Origin of the sequence: Mycobacterium sp. E183, from assembly GCF_001667735.1 — a bacterium.
Classification (GTDB): Bacteria; Actinomycetota; Actinomycetes; order Mycobacteriales; family Mycobacteriaceae; genus Mycobacterium.
On sequence record NZ_LZJN01000084.1, the window covers coordinates 17371 to 42429 of the forward strand.

29 protein-coding genes, 1 tRNA gene and 1 pseudogene are annotated in these 25059 nt (G+C 67.6%); 16 read left to right on the forward strand and 15 right to left on the reverse strand.

Annotated features, from left to right (window positions below; translation table 11 throughout):
• Window positions 1–215 precede the first annotated feature (215 nt).
• The 10 genes from A5691_RS08495 to A5691_RS08540 all read left to right on the forward strand — a co-directional run bounded on the left by A5691_RS08495 (window position 216) and on the right by A5691_RS08540 (window position 8100).
• Complete coding sequence (locus A5691_RS08495) at window positions 216–1079, forward strand: ParA family protein (protein WP_067281774.1); 864 nt, start codon at window positions 216–218, stop codon at window positions 1077–1079.
• Complete coding sequence (locus A5691_RS08500) at window positions 1076–1891, forward strand: segregation/condensation protein A (protein WP_067750380.1); 816 nt, start codon at window positions 1076–1078, stop codon at window positions 1889–1891. Before A5691_RS08495 ends, A5691_RS08500 begins: the two co-directional genes overlap by 4 nt.
• A complete protein-coding gene (scpB, locus tag A5691_RS08505) occupies window positions 1891–2586 on the forward strand; it encodes an SMC-Scp complex subunit ScpB (RefSeq protein ID WP_067750381.1) in 696 nt (231 codons plus the stop codon). The genes A5691_RS08500 and scpB overlap by 1 nt, the downstream gene beginning before the upstream one ends.
• Window positions 2586–3329: a pseudouridine synthase gene (locus tag A5691_RS08510; protein WP_067750383.1), complete on the forward strand. Its 744-nt coding sequence runs from the start codon at window positions 2586–2588 to the stop codon at window positions 3327–3329. Before scpB ends, A5691_RS08510 begins: the two co-directional genes overlap by 1 nt.
• Entirely contained in the window at window positions 3326–4012 is a 687-nt protein-coding gene (cmk, locus tag A5691_RS08515; RefSeq protein WP_067784239.1) for a (d)CMP kinase, read from the forward strand. The genes A5691_RS08510 and cmk overlap by 4 nt, the downstream gene beginning before the upstream one ends.
• The gene (gene der, locus A5691_RS08520; RefSeq protein ID WP_067750385.1) at window positions 4009–5409 is read left to right on the forward strand and encodes a ribosome biogenesis GTPase Der; all 1401 of its coding nucleotides are present in this window, start codon (window positions 4009–4011) and stop codon (window positions 5407–5409) included. Before cmk ends, der begins: the two co-directional genes overlap by 4 nt.
• Window positions 5410–5597: 188 nt before the next feature.
• Entirely contained in the window at window positions 5598–6386 is a 789-nt protein-coding gene (locus A5691_RS08525; RefSeq protein WP_067750387.1) for an SDR family NAD(P)-dependent oxidoreductase, read from the forward strand.
• A gap of 11 nt (window positions 6387–6397) precedes the next feature.
• The gene (locus A5691_RS08530) at window positions 6398–7228 is read left to right on the forward strand and encodes a cyclase family protein (RefSeq protein ID WP_067750428.1); all 831 of its coding nucleotides are present in this window, start codon (window positions 6398–6400) and stop codon (window positions 7226–7228) included.
• A complete protein-coding gene (locus tag A5691_RS08535) occupies window positions 7225–7968 on the forward strand; it encodes an IclR family transcriptional regulator (protein WP_067750389.1) in 744 nt (247 codons plus the stop codon). Before A5691_RS08530 ends, A5691_RS08535 begins: the two co-directional genes overlap by 4 nt.
• Before the next feature lie 58 nt (window positions 7969–8026).
• Window positions 8027–8100 (forward strand) — tRNA-Pro (locus A5691_RS08540).
• A 127-nt stretch (window positions 8101–8227) separates the two neighbouring features.
• On the opposite strand, the gene A5691_RS08545 is transcribed toward A5691_RS08540, so the two are convergent.
• From A5691_RS08545 to A5691_RS08555, 3 genes are all read right to left on the reverse strand, one after another.
• Window positions 8228–9049, reverse strand: coding sequence for an SDR family oxidoreductase (locus A5691_RS08545; RefSeq protein WP_068015100.1), 822 nt, complete (start codon window positions 9047–9049; stop codon window positions 8228–8230).
• Between the two features lie 87 nt (window positions 9050–9136).
• On the reverse strand, window positions 9137–9811 hold the full coding sequence (locus tag A5691_RS08550) for a TetR/AcrR family transcriptional regulator (RefSeq protein ID WP_067750393.1): 675 nt from the start codon (window positions 9809–9811) through the stop codon (window positions 9137–9139).
• Window positions 9804–11057 (reverse strand): cytochrome P450, encoded by a 1254-nt coding sequence (locus A5691_RS08555; RefSeq protein WP_067750395.1) that lies wholly within the window; start codon window positions 11055–11057, stop codon window positions 9804–9806. The genes A5691_RS08550 and A5691_RS08555 overlap by 8 nt, the downstream gene beginning before the upstream one ends.
• Window positions 11058–11658: 601 nt before the next feature.
• Between A5691_RS08555 and A5691_RS08560 the strand changes: the two genes are divergently transcribed.
• Window positions 11659–11856 carry a hypothetical protein gene (locus A5691_RS08560; protein WP_067750399.1) on the forward strand — a complete coding sequence of 66 codons (198 nt, stop codon included), beginning with the start codon at window positions 11659–11661 and terminating at the stop codon, window positions 11854–11856.
• A gap of 9 nt (window positions 11857–11865) precedes the next feature.
• Here A5691_RS08560 and A5691_RS08565 read toward each other — a convergent pair whose 3' ends face one another.
• Entirely contained in the window at window positions 11866–12288 is a 423-nt protein-coding gene (locus A5691_RS08565; protein ID WP_067750401.1) for a DUF4189 domain-containing protein, read from the reverse strand.
• A gap of 258 nt (window positions 12289–12546) precedes the next feature.
• Between A5691_RS08565 and A5691_RS08570 the strand changes: the two are divergent.
• Window positions 12547–13449: pseudogene (locus tag A5691_RS08570) on the forward strand (alpha/beta fold hydrolase).
• Between the two features lie 15 nt (window positions 13450–13464).
• Here A5691_RS08570 and A5691_RS28305 read toward each other — a convergent pair.
• From A5691_RS28305 to A5691_RS28910, 3 genes are all read right to left on the reverse strand, one after another.
• Window positions 13465–13623 (reverse strand): hypothetical protein, encoded by a 159-nt coding sequence (locus A5691_RS28305; protein ID WP_197499177.1) that lies wholly within the window; start codon window positions 13621–13623, stop codon window positions 13465–13467.
• 26 nt (window positions 13624–13649) lie between these two features.
• Window positions 13650–14333: a DUF2510 domain-containing protein gene (locus A5691_RS08575; RefSeq protein WP_067784235.1), complete on the reverse strand. Its 684-nt coding sequence runs from the start codon at window positions 14331–14333 to the stop codon at window positions 13650–13652.
• Between the two features lie 95 nt (window positions 14334–14428).
• The gene (locus A5691_RS28910; protein WP_255369262.1) at window positions 14429–14563 is read right to left on the reverse strand and encodes a hypothetical protein; all 135 of its coding nucleotides are present in this window, start codon (window positions 14561–14563) and stop codon (window positions 14429–14431) included.
• Window positions 14564–14708: 145 nt separating this feature from the next.
• On the opposite strand from A5691_RS28910, the gene A5691_RS08580 reads away from it, so the two are divergent.
• From A5691_RS08580 to A5691_RS08590, 3 genes are all read left to right on the forward strand, one after another.
• On the forward strand, window positions 14709–15017 hold the full coding sequence (locus A5691_RS08580) for a hypothetical protein (protein ID WP_231969347.1): 309 nt from the start codon (window positions 14709–14711) through the stop codon (window positions 15015–15017).
• Between the two features lie 76 nt (window positions 15018–15093).
• Window positions 15094–15858, forward strand: coding sequence for a cutinase family protein (locus A5691_RS08585; protein WP_068015103.1), 765 nt, complete (start codon window positions 15094–15096; stop codon window positions 15856–15858).
• 111 nt (window positions 15859–15969) lie between these two features.
• Window positions 15970–16806 carry an isocitrate lyase/phosphoenolpyruvate mutase family protein gene (locus tag A5691_RS08590; RefSeq protein ID WP_067750430.1) on the forward strand — a complete coding sequence of 279 codons (837 nt, stop codon included), beginning with the start codon at window positions 15970–15972 and terminating at the stop codon, window positions 16804–16806.
• Here the strand turns inward: A5691_RS08590 and A5691_RS08595 are convergent.
• From A5691_RS08595 to A5691_RS08630, 8 genes are all read right to left on the reverse strand, one after another.
• Complete coding sequence (locus A5691_RS08595; RefSeq protein WP_068015106.1) at window positions 16803–17237, reverse strand: DUF4383 domain-containing protein; 435 nt, start codon at window positions 17235–17237, stop codon at window positions 16803–16805. The genes A5691_RS08590 and A5691_RS08595 overlap by 4 nt on opposite strands.
• Before the next feature lie 81 nt (window positions 17238–17318).
• Complete coding sequence (locus A5691_RS08600) at window positions 17319–17897, reverse strand: cyclic nucleotide-binding domain-containing protein (RefSeq protein WP_067750416.1); 579 nt, start codon at window positions 17895–17897, stop codon at window positions 17319–17321.
• 97 nt (window positions 17898–17994) lie between these two features.
• On the reverse strand, window positions 17995–19551 hold the full coding sequence (locus A5691_RS08605) for a succinic semialdehyde dehydrogenase (protein WP_067750417.1): 1557 nt from the start codon (window positions 19549–19551) through the stop codon (window positions 17995–17997).
• Between the two features lie 188 nt (window positions 19552–19739).
• On the reverse strand, window positions 19740–20207 hold the full coding sequence (locus A5691_RS08610) for a GreA/GreB family elongation factor (protein WP_067891697.1): 468 nt from the start codon (window positions 20205–20207) through the stop codon (window positions 19740–19742).
• Between the two features lie 14 nt (window positions 20208–20221).
• Window positions 20222–20740: a GreA/GreB family elongation factor gene (locus tag A5691_RS08615; RefSeq protein WP_067891696.1), complete on the reverse strand. Its 519-nt coding sequence runs from the start codon at window positions 20738–20740 to the stop codon at window positions 20222–20224.
• Between the two features lie 271 nt (window positions 20741–21011).
• The gene (locus A5691_RS08620) at window positions 21012–21608 is read right to left on the reverse strand and encodes a hypothetical protein (RefSeq protein ID WP_068266530.1); all 597 of its coding nucleotides are present in this window, start codon (window positions 21606–21608) and stop codon (window positions 21012–21014) included.
• 130 nt (window positions 21609–21738) lie between these two features.
• Window positions 21739–23262 (reverse strand): CdaR family transcriptional regulator, encoded by a 1524-nt coding sequence (locus A5691_RS08625; RefSeq protein ID WP_068015072.1) that lies wholly within the window; start codon window positions 23260–23262, stop codon window positions 21739–21741.
• A gap of 95 nt (window positions 23263–23357) precedes the next feature.
• A complete protein-coding gene (locus A5691_RS08630) occupies window positions 23358–24140 on the reverse strand; it encodes a GAP family protein (protein WP_068015075.1) in 783 nt (260 codons plus the stop codon).
• 666 nt (window positions 24141–24806) lie between these two features.
• On the opposite strand from A5691_RS08630, the gene A5691_RS08635 reads away from it, so the two are divergent.
• Window positions 24807–25028, forward strand: a complete 222-nt coding sequence (locus tag A5691_RS08635) for an MbtH family protein (protein WP_068015078.1) — start codon at window positions 24807–24809, stop codon at window positions 25026–25028.
• Window positions 25029–25059: the final 31 nt, after the last annotated feature.

Genomic DNA, 25059 nt, shown 5'->3' on the forward strand with positions numbered 1-25059 from the left:
TCGCAACCACCACGGCAATCTCGGCGCGCACCGGCGCCGCTCGACCCGTTCCAGTGATGCTGGTGTGACTGCTGTTGCAGATGACCGCCGTTACGCCCGCTACCTGCGCAAATCCGGCGAAATTGGCTGCTGAATTGCCTGCGGGTCGCCCGGCTTCCGCGCGCGAACCCGTTAGACTTTCGGTCGATGTTCACCTCCCGAACACCCCCGCCATGATGACTGAGCAGCCGGACAGCGGCGTCGAGCTCGGTCTGACCGGGCGGCCGCCGCGGGCGATCCCGGAACCGCAGCCGCGCACCTCGCACGGCCCGGCGAAGGTCGTCGCGATGTGCAACCAGAAGGGCGGCGTCGGGAAGACCACGTCGACGATCAACCTGGGCGCCGCGCTCGCCGAATACGGCCGGCGGGTGCTGCTGGTGGACATGGACCCGCAGGGAGCGCTGTCCGCGGGCCTGGGCGTCCCGCACTACGAGCTGGAGAAGACGATTCACAACGTGCTCGTCGAGCCGCGGGTGTCGATCGACGACGTGCTGCTGCAGACCCGGGTCAAGCACATGGACCTGGTGCCCAGCAACATCGACCTGTCGGCCGCCGAGATCCAGCTGGTCAACGAGGTCGGCCGCGAGCAGACCCTGGGGCGGGCGCTGCACCCGGTGCTGGACCGCTACGACTACGTCCTGATCGACTGCCAGCCGTCGCTGGGCTTGCTCACCGTGAACGGGCTGGCGTGCGCGGACGGCGTCGTGATTCCCACCGAGTGCGAGTTCTTCTCGCTGCGCGGGCTGGCGCTGCTGACCGACACCGTCGACAAGGTGCGCGACCGGCTCAACCCGAAGCTGGAGATCAGCGGGATCCTGCTCACCCGGTACGACCCGCGCACCGTCAACTCGCGCGAGGTGATGGCGCGGGTGGTGGAGCGCTTCGGCGACCTGGTGTTCGACACCGTCATCACCCGCACGGTCCGATTCCCGGAGACCAGCGTGGCCGGCGAGCCGATCACCACCTGGGCTCCGCGGTCCACGGGCGCCATCGCCTACCGCGCCCTGGCCCGCGAGTTCATCGACCGATTCGGCGCGTGACGGCCAGCGCGAACGGTGAGGCGCCACCCAACAACGGCTTTCAAGTCCGCCTGACCAATTTCGAGGGGCCGTTCGATCTGCTCTTGCAGCTGATCTTCGCCCACCGCCTCGACGTCACCGAGGTGGCGCTGCACCAGGTGACCGACGACTTCATCGCCTACACCCGTGAGATCGGCTCCCAGCTGGACCTCGAGGAGACCACCGCGTTCCTGGTGGTCGCCGCGACCCTGCTCGACCTCAAGGCCGCCCGGCTGTTGCCGGCCGGGCAGGTCGACGACCAGGAGGATCTGGCGCTGCTGGAGGTGCGCGACCTGCTGTTCGCCCGGCTGCTGCAGTACCGCGCGTTCAAGCACGTCGCCGAGATGTTCGCCGAGCTGGAGGCCACCGCGCTGCGCAGCTACCCGCGCGCGGTGTCGCTGGAGGACCGGTTCACCGAACTGCTGCCCGAGGTGATGCTGGGCGTCGACGCCGAACGCTTCGCCCAGATCGCCGCGATCGCGTTCAGCCCGCGCCCCGTGCCGACGGTGTCCATCGGGCACCTGCACGAGGTGGCGGTGTCGGTGCCCGAGCAGGCCAAGAAGCTGCTGGCTTTCCTGCAGTCGCGCGGCACCGGCCAATGGGCGACGTTCTCCGAGCTGGTCGCCGACTGCGAGGCGCCGATGGAGGTCGTCGGGCGCTTCCTGGCGCTGCTCGAGCTGTATCGGAGCCGGGCGGTAGCATTCGACCAGTCGGAGCCGCTGGGCGTGCTCCAGATTTCATGGACCGGGGAACGTCCGGCCAGCGAAGCCTTGGTAGAAGTGCGGGACGAATGATGAGCGAATCTGAGCCCGACGTCGACTTGGACGTCGGTATCCCGGACATCGCCGAAGCCGCGCCGATGGAGCCCGAGGAACTCGCTTCCGTGCTGGAGGCGCTGCTGCTGGTGGTCGACACCCCGGTCACCGCCGAGGCGCTCGGCGCGGCCACGCAGCAACCCGTATACCGGGTCGCCGCCCGGCTGCAGCAGATGGCCGAGGAACTCACCGAACGGGACAGCGGCATCGACCTGCGGCAGAACAGCGAGGGCTGGCGGATGTACACCCGCGCCCGGTACGCGCCGTACGTGGAGAAGCTGCTGCTGGACGGCGCGCGGTCCAAGCTCACCCGGGCCGCGCTGGAGACCCTGGCCGTGGTGGCCTATCGCCAGCCGGTGACCCGCGCGCGGGTCAGCGCGGTCCGCGGCGTCAACGTGGACGCCGTCATGCGCACGCTGCTGGCGCGCGGCCTGATCACCGAGGCCGGGGTCGACGACGACACCGGCGCGGTCACGTTCGCCACCACCGACCTGTTCCTGGAGCGGTTGGGCCTGACGTCGCTCGCCGACCTGCCCGACATCGCTCCGCTGCTGCCGGACGTCGACACGATCGAGGACCTGAGCGAATCCCTGGACAGCGAGCCACGTTTCATCAAACTCGCCGGCGGTCAGGCGCCCGACCAGGCGCTGACGTTCGACGTGGACCAGGATTGATGGTCGAGACCGAAGGGATCCGCCTGCAGAAGGTGTTGTCCCAGGCCGGAATTGCGTCGCGGCGGGCCGCCGAGAAGATGATCATCGATGGCCGCGTCGAGGTCGATGGGCGGGTGGTGACCGAACTCGGCACCCGGGTGGACCCGGACGCCTCGGTGATCAAGGTCGACGGCGCCAGGGTGGTCCTCGACGAGTCGCTGGTCTATTTCGCGCTGAACAAGCCGCGGGGCATGCACTCCACCATGTCGGACGACCGCGGCCGCCCGTGCATCGGCGACCTGGTGGAACGCCGGGTGCGCGGCAACAAGAACCTCTTCCACGTCGGCCGCCTGGACGCCGACACCGAGGGGCTGATCCTGCTGACGAACGACGGCGAGCTGGCGCACCGGTTGATGCACCCCTCGCACGAGGTGCCCAAGACGTACCTGGCGACCGTGACCGGGACGGTGCCGCGCGGCGTGGGCAAGACACTGAAGGCGGGAATCGAATTGGATGACGGCCCCGCGCGCGTCGACGATTTCGCGGTGATGGACGCCATTCCGGGCAAGACGCTGGTGCGGGTGGTGTTGCACGAGGGCCGAAACCGCATCGTGCGCCGGCTGCTGGGCGCCGCCGGGTTCCCGGTGGAGGCGCTGGTGCGCACCGACATCGGGCCGTTGTCGTTGGGCAAGCAACGCCCCGGCAGCATCCGGGCCTTGAGCCATGGCGAGATCGGCCAGCTGTACAAGGCGGTCGGGTTGTGAGCTCAGATGTGGTGGTGGCCATCGACGGGCCCGCGGGAACCGGAAAGTCTTCGGTGTCAAAGCAATTGGCGCGTGCGTTGCGGGCCCGCTACCTGGACACCGGCGGGATGTACCGGATGGTGACCCTCGCGGTGCTGCGTGCCGGTATCGATCCCGCCGACGCCGATGCGGTGGCGCGGGTCGCGGAAACCGTGCGGATGTCGGTGGACTACCAGCCCGATGGTGATGTGTTTTTTCTTGGGGGAGAGGATGTCTCGGCCGAGATCCGCGGTGACCGGGTCACCGGCGCGGTGTCGGCGGTGTCGTCGGTCCCCGCCGTGCGGACCCGGCTGGTGGCGTTGCAGCGTGAAATGGCCGGCGGCCCCGGCTGCGTCGTGGTCGAGGGCCGCGACATCGGGACCGTCGTCCTGCCCGACGCGCCGGTGAAGATCTTCCTGACCGCGTCGGCCGAAACCCGCGCGCGGCGGCGCAACGACCAGAACGTCGCGGCCGGGTTGGCCGACGACTACGACGCGGTGCTCGCCGATGTGCGCCGCCGCGACCATCTGGATTCCACCCGCGCGGTGTCGCCGCTGCGCGCCGCCCCGGATGCCGTGGTCGTCGACACCAGCGAGATGACCGAGGCGCAGGTGATCGATCACCTGCTGGAGCTGGTCAAGCAGCGAAGCGGGGCGGTCCGATGACCCAGGACGGCACCTGGACCGACGAAAGCGATTGGGAGTCGGTCGAATCCGAGCTCGAGGAGCAGGCCGAGGCGGGCCCCGCCCCCGTCGTGGCGGTGGTCGGACGGCCCAACGTCGGCAAGTCGACCCTGGTGAACCGGATCCTGGGCCGGCGCGAGGCGGTGGTGCAGGACATCCCGGGCGTGACCCGCGACCGGGTGTCCTACGACGCGCTGTGGACCGGCCGCCGGTTCGTCGTGCAGGACACCGGCGGCTGGGAGCCCGATGCCAAGGGCCTGCAGCAGCTGGTGGCCGAGCAGGCGTCGGTGGCGATGCGCACCGCCGACGCGGTGATCCTGGTGGTCGACGCGACCGTCGGCGCAACGGCGGCCGACGAGGCGGCCGCCCGGATCCTGTTGCGCTCGGGCAAGCCAGTCTTTTTGGCCGCCAACAAGGTTGACAGCGAAAAGGGTGAGGCGGACGCGGCGGCGCTGTGGTCGCTGGGGCTCGGCGAGCCGCACGCCATCAGCGCGATCCACGGCCGCGGGGTCGCCGACCTGCTCGACGAGGTGCTGGCCGCACTGCCGGAGGTGTCCGAGGCGGCGCCCGCGCCGGGCGGCCCGCGCCGGGTGGCGCTGGTCGGCAAGCCCAATGTGGGCAAGAGCTCGCTGCTGAACAAGCTGGCGGGCGATCAGCGGTCGGTGGTGCACGATGTCGCGGGGACCACGGTCGACCCGGTGGACTCGCTGATCGAATTGGGCGGCAAGGTATGGCGGTTCGTCGACACCGCGGGCCTGCGGCGCAAGGTGGGCCAGGCCAGCGGTCACGAGTTCTACGCCTCGGTGCGCACCCACTCGGCCATCGACTCGGCCGAGGTGGTGGTCGTGCTGATCGACGCCTCGGAGCCGCTGACCGAACAGGACCAGCGGGTGCTGTCCATGGTGATCGAGGCCGGCCGTGCGTTGGTGCTGGCGTTCAACAAGTGGGACCTGGTGGACGAGGACCGGCGCGAGCTATTGGAGCGTGAGATCGACCGCGAGCTGGTGCAGCTGCGGTGGGCGCAACGGGTCAACATCTCGGCCCGGACGGGCCGCGCGGTGCAGAAGCTGGTGCCCGCGATGGAGACGGCGTTGGCCTCGTGGGACATGCGCATCCCGACGGGCCCGCTGAATTCGTGGCTCAAGGAGGTGGTGGCGGCGACGCCGCCGCCGGTGCGCGGGGGCAAGCAGCCGCGCATCCTGTTCGCCACCCAGGCCACCGCCCGCCCGCCGACGTTCGTGCTGTTCACCACCGGCTTCCTGGAGGCCGGGTACCGGCGCTTCCTGGAGCGGCGGCTGCGCGAGACGTTCGGGTTCGAGGGCTCGCCCATCCGGATCAACGTGCGGGTGCGCGAAAAGCGGGGGACCAAGCGGCGCTGAGCGGGTCTCTCCCGGGCCAATCGGCGATTCGCGAAAGTGATAGCGCCCGCGATATCACTCTGCGCAAAATCCCGCGATACGGAATCTGAAAGCTACATCACAGGAGAAGTCCGTTGACTTCGACCCTGGATGCTGCCTACGTTTCTTGTCTAACGGGCGATTCAACCCGTATCGCGGGAATTGGAGGCATGGTGAACATCGCACAGGAAGCGCCCACCGCCGCGCGCTTCAGCGTCGAGGACAAGTCGCTTTTGATCACCGGCGCCACCGGCGCTTTGGGCAGCGTCGCGGCCCGGGCGCTCTCCGAAGCCGGCGCCCGGCTGACGCTGGCCGGTGGCAACGCCGCGGGCCTCGACGCACTCGGCATCGACGACGCCGCGGTGGTCGCGCGCCGGCCCGACACCCCGGCCGACGCCCGGGCCATGGTGGAGGCGGCGGTCGCCCGGCACGGGCGCCTCGACGGGGTGCTCGTCGCCTCGGGCATGAACCACGTCGCCCCCATCACCGAGATGGCGGTCGAGGACTTCGACAAGGTGATCGACGCCAACGCGCGGGGCGCCTGGCTGGTCTGCCAGGCGGCCGGACGGGTCCTGCTCGAGCAGGGGAGCGGCGGCAGCGTCGTGCTCGTTTCGTCGGTGCGCGGATCCCTGGGGCACGCCGCGGGCTACAGCGCCTACTGCCCGTCGAAGGGCGCCACCGACCTGCTGGCCAAGAGTTTGGCCGCCGAGTGGGGTCCGGCCGGCATCCGGGTGAACGCGCTCGCCCCAACGGTTTTCCGCTCGGAGCTTACGGAGTGGATGTACGCCGACGACGAGAAGGGCCGCGCGACCCGCGAGGCGATGTTCGCGCGAATCCCGTTGCGCCGCTTCGCCGAACCGGAGGACTTCGTCGGGGCACTGATCTATCTGCTGAGCGACGCGTCCAGTTTCTACACCGGCCAGGTGATGTACCTGGACGGCGGATACACGGCGTGCTGAAAGGAACCGACATGAGCATCACGTGGCCGCTCGGCGAGGCCGAATCGAAGCTGGAGTTCTACGACCTGTCCCACCCGTGGGGTCACGGCGTGCCGGCCTGGCCGTACTTCGAGGACGTCAAGATCGATCGTCTGCACAACATGGCCAAAAGCCGGGTGCTGACCCAAAAGATCACCACCGTAATGCATTCCGGCACCCACATCGATGCGCCCGCGCACGTCGTGGAGGGCACGCCCTTCCTGCACGAGATCCCGCTGAGCGCCTTCTTCGGCACCGGGGTCGTGGTGTCGATTCCCAAGGAGAAGTGGGGCGTGGTGACCGCCGACGACCTGGAGAGAGCCACGCCCGAAATCCGGCCCGGCGACATCGTCGTCGTCAACACCGGCTGGCATCACAAGTATGCCGACAGCGCGGAGTACTACGCCGACTCCCCGGGTTTCTACAAGGAGGCCGGCGAGTGGTTCGCTGCCAAGGGCGTCAAGGCCGTCGGCACCGACACCCAGGCGCTCGACCACCCGATGGCGACCTCGATCGCGCCACACGGACCCGCCGAACACACCGGCGGGCTATTGCCCTGGGCGGTAAGGGAATACGAGGAGCAAACCGGCCGCCGGGTGCTCGACGACTTCCCGGAATGGGAGCCGTGCCACCGCGCGATCCTGTCGAAGGGCATCTACGGCTTCGAGAACGTCGGCGGCGACCTGGACCAGGTCACCGGCAAGCGCGTCACCTTCGCGGCGTTCCCGTGGCGCTGGGTCGGCGGCGACGGCTGCATCGTGCGGCTGGTGGCGATCGTCGACCCCACCGGCAGCTACCGCATCGAGACGGGCCGGGCGGCGTGAGTTCCGACGGGGCCGGGATTCAGGTCATCGCCCGCGCGGCGGAGATGCTGCGGCTGCTGCAGGCGCACCCGGGTGGGCTCAGCCAGGCCGAGATCGGCGACCGGCTGGGCATGGCGCGTTCCACGGTCAGCCGGATCCTCAACGCGCTCGACGACGAGGGCCTGGTCGCCGCGCGCGGGGGCCGCGGCGGGTATCGGCTGGGGCCGGAGATCGCGCGGATGGCCGGCACCGTGCGCCTGGGCGTCGTAATGGACGTACACCCGTTCATGGAGGAGCTGTCGCGCGAGCTTGGGGAGACCGTCGACCTGTCGATCCTCGACGGGGACCGCGCGACCTTTGTGGACCAGGTGGTCTCGCCCCACCGATTGCGGGCGATCAGCGCGGTGGGTGAGTCGTTTCCGTTGCACTGCTGCGCCAACGGCAAGGCCATGCTGGCCGGCCTGCCGCCCGAGCACCTGCCGAGCCGACTGGCCCGGCTGACCCCTAACACCATCAGCGGCCCCGCGGCGCTGCGCAAGGAGCTCGAGCGGGTGCGGACCGAGGGCGTCGCGTACGACCGCGAGGAGCAGACCGAGGGCGTCTGCGCGGTGGGCGCGCTGCTCAAGGGCGCGACGGCGGACACGGTCGCGGTCAGTGTGCCCGTGCCGGCGCAGCGCTTCTACGGCCGCGAAGCCGAGCTCGCCGCGGCCCTGTTGGCCTGGGTCGAGAGGGTGGACGCCGCGCTGGGGAAGGTCGATTAGGAAGGTGGCCGGTCGGCTGCGGTAGGCTTTCGACCTGCTGCCGGTGATCCGGCGGCTCCGGGCTGTGGCGCAGTTTGGTAGCGCACTTGACTGGGGGTCAAGTGGTCGCAGGTTCAAATCCTGTCAGCCCGACTTCAGGAATACTTTGCCCGAAGCGTGGCTAGCAGAAACGTATGGCTGCATGCCCGGCGGCAAGATCACCCACCGTACCGGCCCACGCGAGTTTCAGACCCGGTGTGCCTAGCCATGAGACAGCAGATCAGGCGGCGGTGGACTGCATCCGGCGTTTTTGCTTAAGCATGGCTTTTGCGACGAGCATCGACAACGCGGGCGAGAACCGCTCCAGGTACCAGAATGCCTTCCACCACGTCGGCAACACAATGATCGCGTCCCCCCGCAACACGGCACGAAGGGCGCGCTCGGCGAACCGTTCGGGTTTTGAAGTTTCTAGAAAGCGTTGTATTGGTCCCGGTGCCATCCCCCGATGTCTGTCCGTTAGCACCATCGGAGTCGAGACCATGCCAGGACAAAGCACCGATACCTGCACGCCGTGGCGCTCGGCCTCGATGCGCAACGACTTGGAGATCCCGACAATGGCGTGCTTGGTGGCGGCGTAGCTGGCCGGCACTGCGCCGGTGGCGAGACCGGCGATCGAGGCTGTGTTCACGATGTGGCCGGAGTGCTGCCCGATCATGATCGGATAGACCGCCCGGATGCCGTGCACCACGCCGCGCAGGTTCACATCGAACACGTCGTTCCAGTCATCGAGCGTGTACGAGTCGACCTCACGGTCAACCAAAATGCCTGCGTTGTTAAACAGGTAGTCGATCCGCCCGGACTGCCCTACCGCCTCGGCGACGGCACGCTCAAACGATGGGTAGCAGCGCACATCCAGCTCAATCGCGTGCGCCTTTGTGCCACCCCCGCTGAGGCGTTGCGCCAGATCCTGCGCGGGGCCGATCTGACGATCGGCGATCCAGACCTCGGCGCCCCCATCGACCAAGTTGGTCGCCAACGCGGCGCCAATGCCGGACGCCCCGCCGGTAACGAATGCAACCTTGCCCGACACGGTCGATGCCATTGGCGAAAGATGATCGCTCGCCCTTGCAGGGTAATTGCCAGCCTGTCGGTCAGATAGTGGCACCGTCGGCGGCCTCTCGTCCGAAGTTCACGATTCAGCGCACCTGTCCGGGTCGATGTGCTCATCCGATGATGCGTGCCGTTCGTGGACCGGCAAGGACGTCATCCGTGGATAGAGGATCGCTGGACCGAGCCATCGCGCAACAAAGCGGCGCAGTGCGCTTCCGTCGCGCTGCCGCTTTCCGGGATCGGTCAGGAGCGAATGCACTGTGCGCAAGGTCATTTCGGCAAGCTCATTGAGCGCGGTGGCGTCGAAACCGTGAAGCTGCCAATCGACGTCGAGGCGGTGGAAGGCCGACAAGCAGAAAATGATCGCTGTATCGGAGGTGAGCGAGGTGGCAGCTTCGCCCCCGGGTGGCCGGGTAAGTAGCTTCTCCAACTGCGGATCGCCGGTAAGGTTCTCCACTGCGAACGAGATGATTTCGACGATCGCAGTGACCGGGTCGTTGAGGCCGCTGACGTGGTCTACAACTTGGTCGATGAAACCGTTGACCGCACGCATCGCGCTGGCGATGAGCAGCGCGTCGGCGTTGGGAAAGTACCGGTATACCGTCTGACGAGTGACTCCGAGCCTTCGGGCGACGTCGGCAAGCCGTATCGCCGATCCGTGTTCAGCGATCACCTCGTCTACCGCATCCAGAATGCGGGCGATTGCCTCCTCGTCCGAGGCGGGTGTGACACCCGCCCAGCCGCGACTACGCATCCGCTGCCACAAGCATTTCGCTGTCGAACTCGATCTCAAGTGTCGTGGGGCCGGTCATACCGAGCAGGGATTTCCACGGCGCCGGAGCGGTCCGATGGGGTGCGGTGAGACGTCGGGTGAGGACTATAAGTGCTTCCGCCAATTCCCGGCGTGCGAGGTTCGCCCCCAGACAGTAGTGCGCGCCACCACCGAAAGTCAGAATCGCGGGCAGGTCCTTACGCGCGATGTCGAACCGATCCGCATTCTCATAAATCGCCGGATCACGGTTGGCGGCAAAGGTGTTTACGACGACCAAGGTGCCCGCCGGGAACGTGTAACCACCGAACTCGGCATCCTCGGTGGCGGCTCGCACTGCGATACAGACCGCGGGCGAGTGCCGCATGCTCTCCTCAACGGCCTGCATCGCAAGCTCTGGTTGCTCACCGAGCTTCGCCCATTGATCCGGATGCTCGCACAGCACCTGCACCGAAGCGGCCAGTTGGTTTCGCGTCGTGTCCGTCCCCGCCATCAAGAAGCCAGCCACCAGCATGCGCAGCTCATCCAGATTGAGCCTGTCGCCCTCGCTTTCGGCGCGTATGAGCTCAGACAACAGATCATCAGTCAGATGCCTCCGGCGTGTGGCGACCATGTCATCCACGTAGGCGTCCAGTTCGCTCCACGACCGCATGATCGCGGCTTCATCGAAGGTGACGTCGGGCTGAAAGTTGAAAGCCTTGAAGATCTGGTCGGTCCACTGTGCGAAAAGATGCCAGTCTTCCCGAGGCGCACCGATCAGCGCACACATGATCGGGGTGGGATAGGGCCGCGCGATGTCGGTCACCACGTCGCAACGACCGGCCTCTACCACTTGATCGATCAGCTCGTTCACCACCTCATGGATGGTGTCCTGAAGGCGTGAGGTCGAGCGGGGAGTGAACGCCCTGGACACCAGCTTGCGTAAGCGAGTATGTGGCGGACCGTCGAGACCGAGAAGGCTGCTCATCATCTTGTCGTAGAGCGGACCTGAGGTGACGCCCTGCGCTGCCAGTGTGAGTCCGGGTGGCAACCGAAACTTGCTGTCGCGCAGGATATCCCTTGCCAAATCGTAAGTCAGTATTTCCGGACCGAGCGGGCCAATGGCGATGGGCGCACGCGATTGCGCAATTCGCACGTCTTCGAGGATGTCCTGCGGAGTGGCGGTGAAGTCGTAGCTGAACGTGGGCAGGCCAGCTTCGAAGACGTTGGCAGCGGCGCTACTTACGTTCATCGCGATATCTCACATTCCATTGATGCCCCGACGGGCCAAGGCGCGGACAATTGCGCCTAAAGTGTATGACCATGACGCTGAGCTCGTCAACGCACAATGGTGTCCTCGCAGCTCATCATCCCTGCTGCCCGGCGAGGTCATACGGATTGTCGCCTGACGTCCGCGTCGCTGCGAGGGCAGTAGTTCGTCGAGACCCTCGGTGCGGTCCGTCTCGCGCCAGACTGCCCGACGCCCACTTTCGCATCAGTCTCAAAGCGGTCGCGGCGACGTCGAGCGTCGTCCGACGCGAGTCGCGAACGCACCTCGGCGTGCAAGGTGCCCGTACCGCCATTCGGTAATTTGACCGTGAATTTCCGTGCTTGTTCGTAGCTGTGCTTGGAAACGTTAATCCGTTGTGGCACAACGCTTAAGTAATACGCCCCCAGACGCCTACGGATACTGCCGTTACGTCTGGGGGTCAGGTGGTCGCAGGTTCAAATCCTGACAGCCCGACAACACATCAGGAGTCAGCCACTCCGTTTCGTCAACCCTCGCCGGACGAATTCGGTTGCCGCGTGGATGATGGCAACTGTGGGGACAAAACCGTGCGCGGCGTTGATGGGTGAGCGTGCCGCTTAAGCGCGTCGACGAACTCAAGCCCGGCGACCGGATCCGGATGAAGATCGGGCACGCCACCGTCGTCGCCACCGAACCGCTGGGCGATGACCAGACTCTGCTCACGTTCCTCTATGGGACGAAGAGGCCCGCGGACAATGCCGTCACCGTGGACGTCCTCGACGATGACGAGTGGGGCTGGTAAATGAGGCGGCTACTGCGTGGCCACGAACGAGAAACTCCCGGTGGAGATCAGGTCCGGGTCGACGACGCAGCGGGTGCCGTCGACGTTCGGCTGTCCCGACGCCACCTTGGCCGCCGCCGCGGCACCGGCGGCATTGCGGGTGGGACCCCAGCCCCCGACCAAGCCGTGACCGTTGTCGGAGAGGGCCACACAGCCGCCGCGGCCTTCGGCGAGAACGTGGCAATCGGTTGCGCCGTGCTTCTCGGCGCAATGGCTGACCGCGTACGACTCGACGTCAGCCAGGCTGGCGTGACTGCCGCCGACGGTGACATCGACGGCGTGGGTGGAGTCCGACCCCGCGATCACGATGAAGCCGCCCTGGGCCTGTGCCGGCGCGGCCAGTCCGACGGCACAAACAGCAAGGATCACCGCGGGAACAAGAGGCTTGAACACATGCTTCCTTTCACATCGTGTTCCGGCAGAAGGCGTGCCGTACTCCTACGGTGCGGGTTCGACGGCGGGTGTGCGTCGTCATTAACAAGGCCTTGACACGGACGTAGCAAATCTTCACAGTGACCGGTCGGCGACCGCTGAGGCGCGAGGCGGCGCCGGCAGGCGACCGTTCCGCTGATGCTTTGCTGTGGCAACATTCCACGCCGTAAATGCGGAGAAGGTCGGGCGAACGCCCTAGGCGCCAAGGATGATGACGTCATGGACGCTGAACTGGGAGGCTGGCTGGCCGCCGGCGAATACTTCGACTACCTGGGCTTCAACATCTTCTACCGCGTCGAGGGCAGCGGACCCCCGCTGCTGCTGATCCACGGGTATCCGTTCAATTCCTTTGACTGGGCATAGATCTGGCCGAAACTCACGCAACGGTTCACCGTCATCGCGCCCGACATGATCGGCATGGGGTTTTCCGAGAAGCCGGTGGCCTACCAATACGCGGTGACCGACCATGCCGACATGCATGAGGCTTTGCTGGCGCACCTCAACGTCGGCAACGCGCACATCCTGGCCCATGACATCGGCGATTCGGTGGGCCAGGAGATGCTGGCTCGGCACGAGTTCGGTCAGCAAAGCTACGGCGCGCTGCGCATCGATTCGATCACGTGGCTCAACGGTGGAATGTTCATCGAGGCCTACACGCCCAGGACGGCGCAGAAGCTGATGTCCGGCACCCCGTTGGGCGACGTCTTGAGTCGCGTCCAGAACAGTCCCGTGTCCCGTCGGCTGCTGGAACCGACGCTGCGCGAGATGTTCGGTCCGAACACCAAGCCGACCCGGCACATGATGGAGGTGTTCAACCAGATCCTGGACTACAACGACGGCCGCCGCGTCCTGCACAAGGTCGGCCGGTTCATCAACGATCGCTACACCCACCGCAACCGCTGGGTGCGCGCCATGCGGCAGACCGCGGTTCCGATGCGGTTGATCGACGGGCCGATCGACCCCAACTCCGGGGCCCACATGGCGCGCCGCTACGCCGAGGTCATTCCCGAACCCGACGTGGTGATGCTCGCCGACGACATCGGGCACTGGCCACAGATCGAGGCGCCCGACGCGGTGGTGACGCACTTCCTCGCCCACGTCGACCGCGTCGCCGCCGGCTGAGCCAGAAGCGGTGGGCTAGCCGTGATGCGGCGGTCGCTCGTCGCGGAGCCGGCCCTCGTCCGACGCCGCGCGCATCTGCTCCTCGTCACCGAACCTCTCCAGATCCTCGGGCGTGACGCGCGCCCGCGGGGGCTTCGGCGAGGCCGGCGGCCGGGTTGGGGGTTCGGTGGGCACGAGGCGATTATCCGCGCCCCGGCCGACTACTGGAAAGCCGGGAGAATGGTGCCCGAATCCCGAATCTCCCAGATGCTGGCTTTGGTGATGCCGTCGAAGTTGATCTTGTTCAGCGTTGCCCGCGAATACGTGAGGTCGATCGCGACGTGCGTCGCGGTGTTGCCGTACGGGTCGGTCATCGGGAAGGTGCCCTGCACGTTCACCGCGGACGCGTCGGGATAGGTCGCCCTGGCGTATCTGAGGATGTCGATAGTGTCCGTCCGGGCGCCGTCCTTGATCATCTGCTCGGTGTAGTTGTCGCGGATGGCAAATCGCGCGTCGACCACGTCGCCGTCCGGGCCCGGGGTGGTGGTGAAGGTGACGCCATCGGGCTTCTTGGGACCGGCCGGTGTCGACGGCGCGGCCGCGGTCGATTCCGGCGGTCCCGCCGCGGCCGAACTGCTCGGAGGGGGCGATTGACCGTCCTTCTTCGGGTCGAAAACCCAGCTCTTGCCGACGATGACGAGGAGGACCAGGGCGCCCAGCGCCGCCAGGGCCAGGGCCGCCTTCCCGCCGGGGGAGTCCTTCTTCGGCGGTTCGGTGGAGAACGCCCACTCGGTGGTCCAGTTGGTGCCGTCGAAATACCGTTGCAGCCCGTGGCCCACCCCCGCGGGATCGGGATACCAGCCCGGCGCCGACTTAGGCGGGGGCGGCGCCTGTTCAGGTGGCATCTATCCATTTTCGTCGTGACGGGGGCATCTCGGCTACCGGCAGTCCTGACCTTTGGAAACGGGTCCGTTTCCTAAGCTGTCATGCTCGCACGCTTTCAGTCCTCGCGGTCGGGCTCGGTGAGTTCCGGCGCATTCTCACGGGTCGCCATCCCGCCCTCGCGGCCGTGATCCGCCGGACCCGGGGGGTCACCGTTCGGCCCGTCGTCGTCCTTCTTCGAATGCTTGCCCATCGCAACTCCCTTCGTCGACCGAAGGACTACCCGCGCCGCGCACCGTCGACGCGACGTGAACCCGAGATGGCCCGGGCGTGACGGTTCGGCGTGACGTCCGACGTTCGACGCGTCGGTGTGCCCGGTTCGGGCTATGAATCTAGGAGTGAGCAGCCACGTGAACCTGACCCAGCAGGAAAGTTCCTTGATCGGCGAGAGTCACCCCGAGGCCCTGACGCGCATGGACGAGCAGTCGCTGAAGGACTTGCAGAGCCGCCTCAGGCAAGCGCGGGAGAAGAACTTCAGCTTGTTGCGGCGGCAGGGTGCGGCCCGGGTGGAGGCCGAAGGCGCCCGCGGCGCGGTCCAGCCGGCCAGCGAGAAGCGCGGCGAAAAGGTGGAGATCTTCGACGCGGCGCTGGCCCGGGTGAGCGAGCGGCTGGGTTCCATAGCTGACGCCGGGCAGCCGGACAGCTAGACCGCAGCGGCCAAGTAGGCGACCAGCGGGCGAAAATTCATGGTTTAGAAGTGGCATGCGTTGGGCACACAGCGCCATGATTGCGCGTCGCTTTTCCCGCTTCCTCGGTTGTGCGGTGGTCGGGGTGTCAAGCGCTGGCGCTTCGGTCCTTGCTTCCGGGATCCCGGTCGCCTCCGCCGGGCCGTGTCCGGACGTCCAGGTGGTGTTCGCCCGCGGTACCGACGACCCTCCGGGTCTTGGGCCGACCGGACAGGCATTCGTCGATTCCGTGCGCCCGCGCCTCGGCGCCAATTCGCTCGACGTGTATCCCGTCGACTACCCCGCCACCCATGACTGGACAAGCGCGGGGGAGGCGGGCGTCAGGGACGCGGGCGCCCACGTCGTCTCGATGGCCCGCGACTGCCCCAACACCAAGATGGTGCTCAGCGGCTATTCCCAGGGGGCCGCCGTGATGGGCTTCGTGACGTCGGCCGCGGTACCGGCCGGGATCGATCCGGCGAGCGTACCCAAACCGATGGACCCCGAGGTGGCCAACCACATCTCCTCGGTCGTGCTGTTCGCATTGCCCAGCGACAAGGCGATGAGCTTCTTCGGCGAGCCACCGGTCGTCATCGGCCCGCTCTATCAGGCCAAGACCATCCAGGTATGCGCTCCGGGGGACCCGATCTGCTCCGAGGGAATGAATTTCGCCGCGCACGACACGTACTCGACCAACACGGCGATGATTGACCAGGGTGCCGCGTTTGCGGCCGGTCGCCTTGGCGAAGGCCCCCGCGGTCCGGTGGGTGTAAGTCCCGGCGCGCCGACGACCGCCGTCGCGTTCCCGGGCCCCGCCCGTTGACTCGGGCTCGGGTCACGTGAGCCAAATCGAATATCAAGGCGCACAACCGCTTCCGCGTCCAAGTCGGATCGAGCGGCGGTGGGTTCGGACCGGCGCGAGCATAATCGGGTGGTGGACTCACACCGCGACGTCGTAGCGCAATTTCGCCGGCTCCATCAAGAGGGGTGTTTCGTCATCCCGAATCCGTGGGACGCCGGCTCCGCGATCGCGCTCGCCCGGCTCGGCTTCCCGGCGCTGGCCACGACGAGCGCCGGCCTGTGCTTCGCGCGCGGTCTGCCGGACACGGTGACCGCCCTCTCCGTCGACGACGCACTGGACAACATCGCCGAAATCGTGGCCGCGGTCAGCGTTCCCGTCAACGCGGACTTCCAGGCCGGTTACGCCACCGACGCCGGGGAGCTCGCCGACAATGTGGCGCGCTGCGTGGCCACCGGCGTGGCCGGGCTCTCCATCGAGGACGGCACGGGCAGCGACCGGGCGCCGCTCTTCGGACTGGCCGAGGCCACCGATCGCGTTCGCGCCGCGCGTTCGGCGATCGACGACTCGGGCGCCGACGTCATGTTGGCCGGCCGCGCGGAGTGCTTCCTCTACGGCCACCCCGATCCGCTCGCCGAGGCCATCAGGCGGCTGCAGGCCTACGCCGAGGCGGGAGCCGAGGTGCTCTTCGCACCCGGCATTCGTAAGAAAGAGGACATCGCGGCCCTCGTCGACGCGGTGCGGCCGTATCCGGTCAACGTTCTGGTGTCGTCCGACACGGGGTCGACCGTGACCGATCTCGCGCAGCTAGGGGTGCGACGGATCAGCGTGGGCTCGGCCTTCAGCCGGGTCGCGTGGGGTGCGTTCCTGGCCGCCGCGCGAAAGCTGATCGAGGACGGGTCCTTTGGGGGACTGGCAGGAGCCAGCGGCTTCGACGAGCTCAATGGGCTGTTCACGGAACGGTCGAGCTAGGACACCTTCCGGAGATCGGCGAGGGAATTCTTCAGCCCACCGTCCAGCCGGATCTGCACCGCCGCCACCGCGACCATCACCGCGGCGGTCACCAGGTGCACGACGCCGTCGATGACGTTGTTGGGGAAGGTGAAGACGAAGGCGACCTGGTGCGAAAAGAAGGCCCAAATGCCCGGCAGCGCACCGGCTATCGCGGCGATCAACAGATAGAGCACGGCCCACGACTTGCGCATCGCGAACACCAGACCCGGGGCGAACAGGGCGAGGCCGGCGACGGCGTGCCAGCCGTTGTAATCCATGCCGAGCAGTTGAACGGTCGGCGCCGTTGGCCCCGTGGCGAAGCTGGGATTGATGACGAGGCCGGCCACCGCCTGGACGACATGGAAAGCGCAGATGATCAGCAGCCCGATCTGGGCGAAACTCCACCTCACATTGCACCTCCTTGTGCACGGTGGGATAGCCCGAATACTACGCGCGGTAGTAGACCGTGACAACGGGTGCGGGCGCGATCGCTACGAAGTGCTGTTCCGTTCGATCCATTGGGTCATCGCGTCTTCGAGCGCGGTCGCGACCTCCACGCCGGCCGCGTCGGCGGCCTGCTCGAACCGCTCGACCAGCTCGGTGTGGATTGAGGCGCCCAACTTGGTGCGCGGCGGTTTCGGCTTCGGCGGCAGGTCTACGGGCACATGTCGCGCGACGGAGGCGTCGATGATTTCGCGAAGCGCGGGTATCTCGTCGAGCGCTTTGGTGAGTTCGTCGCGTTCGATGCGCAAGACCTCCGCCGGCCCCATCGTCGTCACGGTCGCGGAACGCAGTTTGCCCCGGTGCAGCGCCGATTCGCCGATCACCTCACCCGGCCCGAGCACGGCGATGCGGTCCCGGCCCGCGTAGACGCCCACCTCTCCGCTGAGCAGGATGTAGCAGGAGTCCGAGGGCGTCTGCTCGTGAATCAGCGGCAACGGGGCCGACGTCGAAGTGCGGTGAGCCACCCGGGCGAGGCGCTGCAGTTCGGCATCCGAGAACTTCTCGAAGGTGGCGTACTGGCGTAGCCGACGAGCGTCTTCCAGATATTGCTTCTCGTCGGCCTTCATAGCGAACTCCTGACGTGCGATGTGACGCTACATCGAGGAGCGTAACGCGGATGGGCGGCGTAACTCTAGATCCGGCCCCCGCCGGAAGACGTCGCAGTCAGTTCCGCCCGGGAAGCCTCATCACCGCACGCACCACAGGAACCAGCGACTTCTGCCACAGCGTGCTCGGAATGCCAAGGGGCGGATCGAGATTGAACACGCGGGCGGTTGCGATCGTCTGCGATTCGGTGTACTTCAGCAGTCCCTCGGGACCGTGCCGCCGGCCCACCCCGGACTGGCCCATCCCGCCCATCGGCGCGCTGAGGCTGCCCCAGGCGAACGCGTAACCCTCGTTGACGTTCACGGTCCCCGAGCGCAGCCGGGCGGCGATCTGCTGGCCCTCCGCGGAGGAGCCGGCGAACACGCTGGCGTTGAGCCCGTACTCGGTGTCGTTGGCCTTCTCGACCGCCTCGTCGACGTCGGCGACCGGGTAGATCGACACCACCGGCCCGAACGTCTCGTTGGCCGCGCACTCCATCTCGGGCGTTACGTCGGTGAGCACCGTCGGCTCGTAGAACAGCGGCCCGATGTCGGGTCGGGCTTTGCCGCCAGCAACCACCTTGGCGCCCTTGGCCTTTGCGTCGTCCACGTGGTCCGTCACGGTGTCCAGCTGCCCCCCGGAGATCAAGCTGCCCATGTCCACCGAGAAGTCATAGGCGGTCCCCAGCTTCATGCTCCGCACCGCGGCGCCGAACTTGCCTACGAATTCGTCGGCGATGTCCTTCTCGACATAGATCCGTTCGATGGAGATGCACAGCTGGCCCGCGTTGGAAAAGCATGCCCGGGTGGCCGCCTTGGCGGCCTTGTCGAGGTTGGCGCCCCGCGTGACGATCATCGCGTTCTTGCCCCCGAGCTCGGCGGAGAAGCCGATCAGCCGGCGGCCCGCGTGCTCGGCGAGTTGCCTGCCGGTGGCGGTCGAGCCGGTGAACATCAAGTAGTCGCAGTTGTCGATGATCGCCGTGCCGACCACCGAACCCGGCCCGGGGACGATCGCGTAGAGCGCGCGCGGCAGGCCGGCCTGATAGAGCAGCTCGGCGCAGGCCAGCGCGCAATACGGGGTCTGGCTGTCCGGCTTGAGTACCACCGCGTTGCCGGCCAGCAGTGCGGGCACCGAATCCGACGCCGTCAGCGTCATCGGGTAGTTCCACGGCGAAATGACCCCGACGACGCCCTTGGGCTGGTAACAGACCGTGGTCTTGCCGACGCCCGGGAGCAGCGACTGCACCGTGCGCGGCTTGAGCAGGTCGGCGGAGACCCGCACGTAGTAGTTCGCGTTCGCCATCAGGTCGACGATTTCTTCCTGCGCCGCCCAGCGGGCCTTGCCGGCCTCGGCCTGCAGCAGGTCCATCAGGAACTCGCGGTGCTCGACCACCAGGTCGCGATAGCGGCTGATGACGTCGATGCGCTCGGCGACGGGACGCGCCGCCCACTCGATCTGCGCCGCGCGCGCTTCGGCGAACGCCGCCTCGACGTCGTCGGCCGTCCCGATCGGGATCGTGGTCAGGGGTTTACCGGTGAAGACCTCGTCGATCGTCTTCGTCGGGCGCGCGGCGAGATCCTTGATCGCGGCCAGCTGACGCAAGCGGTCGAACACCTCGGCTGACGGTGCGGGCATGTCGTTACCTCCCAATGAGCACGGCGGCCAGGCCACCAGCCTATCCGTCTGGAACGCCGCGGCGGCCGTCACATGCGCCCGTACGCGAGCGCCATGACGAGGAAGAGCGCTGCGAACAGAAGCAACATCATTGCCAACGGGTCGATCAGCTCGAACAGCATGTGATCACAACCGCCCGATGCAGGGCACTAGTTGGTGCTCGCGAGGTAGGCCCCGTACGGCACCGCGTCCAGCAGCGTGACGGTCAGCCCGACGCCGCTGGGCAGTAGGTAGGCGCGCCGCTCACCGGGACGTGCGCCCGCGATCGCGGAGCCGAGCGGGGAATTGGTCGAGTAGACCTCCACGTCGCCGTGCTCGGCGCCGCGGGCACCCAGCAGGAAGGTCTCGATGTCGCCGGTGTCGTCGTAGCGCACCGTCAAAACCATGCCGGGTTCGGCGATTCCGTCGTCGGGGGGATCCTCGCCGACTACGGCGTGGGCCAACAGATCCTGAATCCGTTGCATCCGCAGCCGCCAGGCGCGCCGCACCGCGACGGCGTTCCCATCGGCGTCATCGCCGACCACGTCGCCGTCGCAGAGTTCGCGCAGGGTGGCCAGTTCTTGCCGAAGCCGCACGTAGGCCTGCGGCGTAAGCCAAGTGGGTTGCACGCTGGTCATGTTCGTTTCCTTTCTCATGCGTCAGCGAGGATCAATGGTCCCCTACGGGACGCGTTGCGCGCCTTGGCATTGCGTGATGGGCCGGGGTAGGGAGCCGCCTTGAGTAACGTCACGAGCCGGCCCGTCTCGTGGGGGATCGCGTAGATGCGTTGCTCGCCGGGGCGAGCGCCGGCGATGCACCGGCCCAGCGGCGACGCCATCGAATACACGTTGATGTCGGCGTCCTCGGCGCCGCGGCGGCCGAGCAGCAGCGTCTCCGTTTCACCGCTGGCGTCGTAGCGAATGGTCAGCACCATGCCCGGGCCCGCGATCCTTTCGCGCGCGGGGTCGTCACGGACGGCGGCGGTGGCCAACAGGTCTTCGATCTCGCGGATGCGTTCCCGCCGCGCCGCGGGGCGCGCCGCGCGGTCACCGCCGTAATCCATGGCGTCGTCGGGGACTTCGATGCTGCGCTGGGAGCGCAACGCGGCGAGTTCGTCCTGTAATCGGCGGCGCTGCCGCGAAGTGATGTAGGCCGGGGTGAAACTGGTCATCTGTTATTTCCTTCCTCGAGTAGGGGTGTCGTCAGGGGCGGGCCGTCGTGTGGCAGCCGTCCCTGACGACGCGAAGCCCGTGCCGGGCAGGTCTTGATCGGGCCGTGTTGCGCCAGATATGCTGTGCGTCAACGAATCTCCGTGTTCGAGCCTCGACTCTTAACTCCATGGTGACCCGGGTGGCGGTCGGGGCGCTTGCCCGGATCGAACAATGCCGGTGTGGGCCATTGTCGAGGGCCGACAACACGCTCGCCGTATCGCCGCCCTCAGCTCACTGCGGGCCGACGAGCCGGTCGAAGTCGTGTTGCCATCTCGCGTAACGGATTCGGTCGAGGGCATAGCGGGCGCCGGCGAAGGAGGCCGCGACGGGCAGGGTCACGGCGAGCCAGATCGCCACGGCGATCGCGACCGCCTCGTCGGCCGGTGACATTTTCGGCCGGGTAACCGGCGCGCCCCGGTCGTCGACCCAAATGTCTATCTGGTCACCGACTTTCACCGCGAGCGGTGCGGCGATGTCCCCGGTGCGCTCGGAGCCGGCGAAATCCCATCGGGCGGGCGCCATGACCGTCGGTTTTCCGAGATCGGTGCGGGGATGGCTGTCCCCGACGACCGTCGCGGTGGCCGGGCGCCGCGTCTGCACCTGTTCGGCGTAGACGCGGCTACGGTCCTCATGGATCGCGGTGCCCACGGCGGCGGCGATCGGCACGGTGACCAGCGACACCGCGATGGCCAACACCAACAGCAGCGCCTCCAGCCGGTCGGTCGACCGGACCAGCGGGTTGCGGCGAAACAGCCGAGCGAGCAGACCCCGTGGCAGGGGAACGGTGAACGTCTCCAGCCCGGGGTGATCGTGTCGGGGGGTGGTCATCGGATGTCCTCGTTCGAATGGGTAGCGACCGTGGTTGGTCACCCCGATCTTCGCGCGGCCGGGCACCGCGCGGCTTGCGCCGATCCGACAAGGGCGCCGGCGCGCGTTGTCGGATTCCGACAGCGCTCGATCAACCGATGTCGGTGGCCGCGAGTTCGATCATCATGGCCAGCCGCTTCCTGGCGTCGTCCAAGGGAAGATTGCTGATTTCGGCCATCTTCCGGAGCCGGTAACGGACGGTGTTCTCGTGCACACCGAGACGCTCACCGGCTTCAACCGGATCGCCCTGGGCCTCTAACCACGCCCGCAGCGTGGCGAGGTAGTCGGTTCCGTTGGCGCGGTCGTGCCGGCGCAGCTCGGCCACCGGTCCACGGGTCGGGGCCCGGCCGGCGCGGGCCGCGGTGCGCAACCGCTGCAGCAGGATGTCATCCCACGATTCGTCGTAGGCGGGCGGCGCGCAGGTGGGCGACGCCTCGTGCAGCGCCAGACATTCGTCGGCCTCCTGCCGGGCCGCGGCGAGCTCGGCGACGTCGGCCGGCCCGCTGATGCCGGCCAACACGGTCACCCGTTCGGGCAGGGCCGCCGTCAGGGCGGTCACCCAGTCGCGGGCCGCCGTGGCCTGGTCCGCGGGAAGCAGGGTGTAGACGGTGTTGCCCGCCAGGGCGCTGCGCCCCGGTCGTGACCAACCGAAGCCGGTGGTGGCGCGCTCGAAGGCCAGCAGCAGGGCCGCGTCGCGTTCGGCGCCCACCGACGCCTGCAGCGCGATCACCCGTAAGCCGCTCTGGGGCAGGCCGAGCCTGCTCGCCGCCGTGGCGGCGTCGGCGCTGCCCTCGAGCAGCCGGATCACCAGCTCGGATTCGACCTGACGCTCGAGGTCGGCGCTGGCCTGTGACCGCAGCACGTGCATGGCGACGGTGTGCGCGCCCGCGGCCAAGGCCGTGCGCGCCGGCTCGTCCAGCGGCTCGGAACACGCCACCCAGACCGACCCCATCAGCTCTCGCCCGGAGCGCACCGCCACCACCATGCGGCCCGTCAAACCGTATTCGGGATCGCCCTCGACGAAGAGCGGCTCTTCGGCCGCCGCCAGGTGCGCGAACACGCCCCGGGATTCGAACAGCGCGCGCAGCCGCTCCGGCGTCTGCCGGCTCAGAATCGTCTCGACCCGAGCCGGATCGGGGTCCTGCTGCAGCCGTGAATACGCCAGCACGCGCAGCAACTCGTCGTGGATGACGACGGCGCTGCCGATCGCATCCGCCAGGCTGTCGGCCAGCGCGAAGAGGTCGGTCGGACCACGGCCGGCCGCGGTCTCGCGGCCCTCCAGCACCAGCCCGTAGATGACCGCGGCCAGCTCGCTCCACGGCAGCGTCTCCTCGACCAGCAGCACCGCCCCGACCCCGGTGTCCTCGCCGACCGTCAGCGGCTCCGCACCCTCGCGCGTCAACACCACCACCGCTCCCGCCGAGTTCGCCCACTCGACGGCTTCGCTCAGAGACTCGGCGCCGATGGCCAGCAGAACGTCACCGACGACGGCCCGCCCGCCCGACATCTCGTGAATGACCACGCTGCGCAGTTCGGTCGACCGAGGCACCGACGACCAACCCAGCCGGACCCCATGACCACCCAGCACATTCACCAAGCGGTCCAGAGTGATCACGAGGGCTCCCAACGCCGATTATCGAGACGCTGATGCCTTTGTATCCTCCCGCGGTCGCCGGCCGGATGTGATTGCCGGGTTTGTCACCCGACAGCTCAAAGGATGTGCATGCCCTGGGCCAGCTGCGAGACGCCGACCACCGTGAAGACGGTCACGAGAATCTGCCGGTGGTAGGCGCGCACCCAGTCGTGCAGCCGCCGCAGCGCGGCTTGGGTCCTTGCCGGCGCGGCGACGTATCCCACCAGGATCACCTCGACGACGGAATACATCAGCACGACGAACGCGATCGAGGCGCTGACCTGCGTGGCGACCGCGGCCCTCGAGGCGACGATGATCGCCAGGATGAACAGCACCCCGTCGACCGGAACCGACGCCAGGCCGATCACCCACGCGATCCACAGCGACCCCTGCTCCCAGGCGAGGTGGGCGCGGTGGAGCAAACGCCGCGGTCCGGAACCCTCCTCCGGGGGGACGTCCCCCGCGCGGCTCAGGAATCGCGGCACCGCGATCGGCGCGCCCGCGGGCGTCGGGGTCGCGTCGCTCGATACGCCGGCCTCCGCTCGCCGGCCCGTCGAAAAGCGCACGGCCATCACCGCCGCGATCGACAGCCCGAGCACGCCGAGGCCGATCTGGATGTGCGGAAGTGTGGAACTGGTGGCCTTCGTGGTCGAGCCGTGGCCGAACGAGCCGAACGCCGAGGTGAAGTTGAGCAGCATCAGGGGCGCGAGAAGCTCGGGCACACACACGGTGAGGCCGCCCACCCAGTAGGCGAGCAGGTTCGGCCCGGGCCGCGGTCGGGAGATCATCAGGAGGGCCAGCCCGAGGCGCACGGGATTGAGCGCCGCGAGAATTCCCAACCCCAGCACCGACCCCCACATTGGCGCATCTCTACCCGCGGGCCACCGACCCTAAACACCGAACCTCGAGGGATCGTGCCGCCCCGGCGCCGATCCGTAGGATGTGGGTTCGCCCACCGAATTTCGGCGTGGCGCAACACGTTCAAGCGATGCCCAGGCGCGGGACGATCCGTGAACGGCGGGCCAATCCGCTGTGAACACCACCCGCTCGTGCACCCGTGAAGTTTGTCACAACACCGGGTTGGTCGCCGGCTTCCGCGACACGCGTGCCGCAACCCGCGGCAGCGAATTCTGTTCGTGCATAGGAAATTCACAGGTTTGACCAAACCGGCGGGTGCCGCGCGAGCCGTGGATTACGACGTTGCAAGTCGTGGTGCCAGCACGCTCACGGTTCGCTGGTGCGCGAATGGCGTTCCGCGTGAAACCACCGATCCAGTTTCGTGGGCTACCGTTGGTGTTGCGGACGGCATCGCGACTCGGGCAGGGGAACCGGCTGGGGCCCGAAACGCAGCCACGACGGTCTCCTCATGACGGGGATATCCGCAAAGCCCGAAGGCGCTGGCACGGCGCCGGTGGGCAGGACGCCACACTGGTCGAAACCAACGGCCAATCCAGAAGCGCAGCATCGTTTTCGATGCAGCGTCCAACGCTTCTGCACGTCTCAGCTCGGTTCGAGGAGGTTGTCCATTGCAGCCCAATCCTTTCGACGACGGCGGGGGCAAATTTTTCGTGCTAGTCAATAATGAGGACCAGCACATCCTGTGGCCGGCCTTCGCCGATGTCCCCGCGGGCTGGAGCGTGGCCTACGGCGAAGCGGAACGGGCGGCGTGCCTCGACTTCGTCGAACAACACTGGCCCGATAGGCGCCCTAAATCGCTGCGCGAGAGGCTGTCCGCTCCCGGTTTGTGATGTATAGACCGTCTAGGTATGAAAGAGTCGG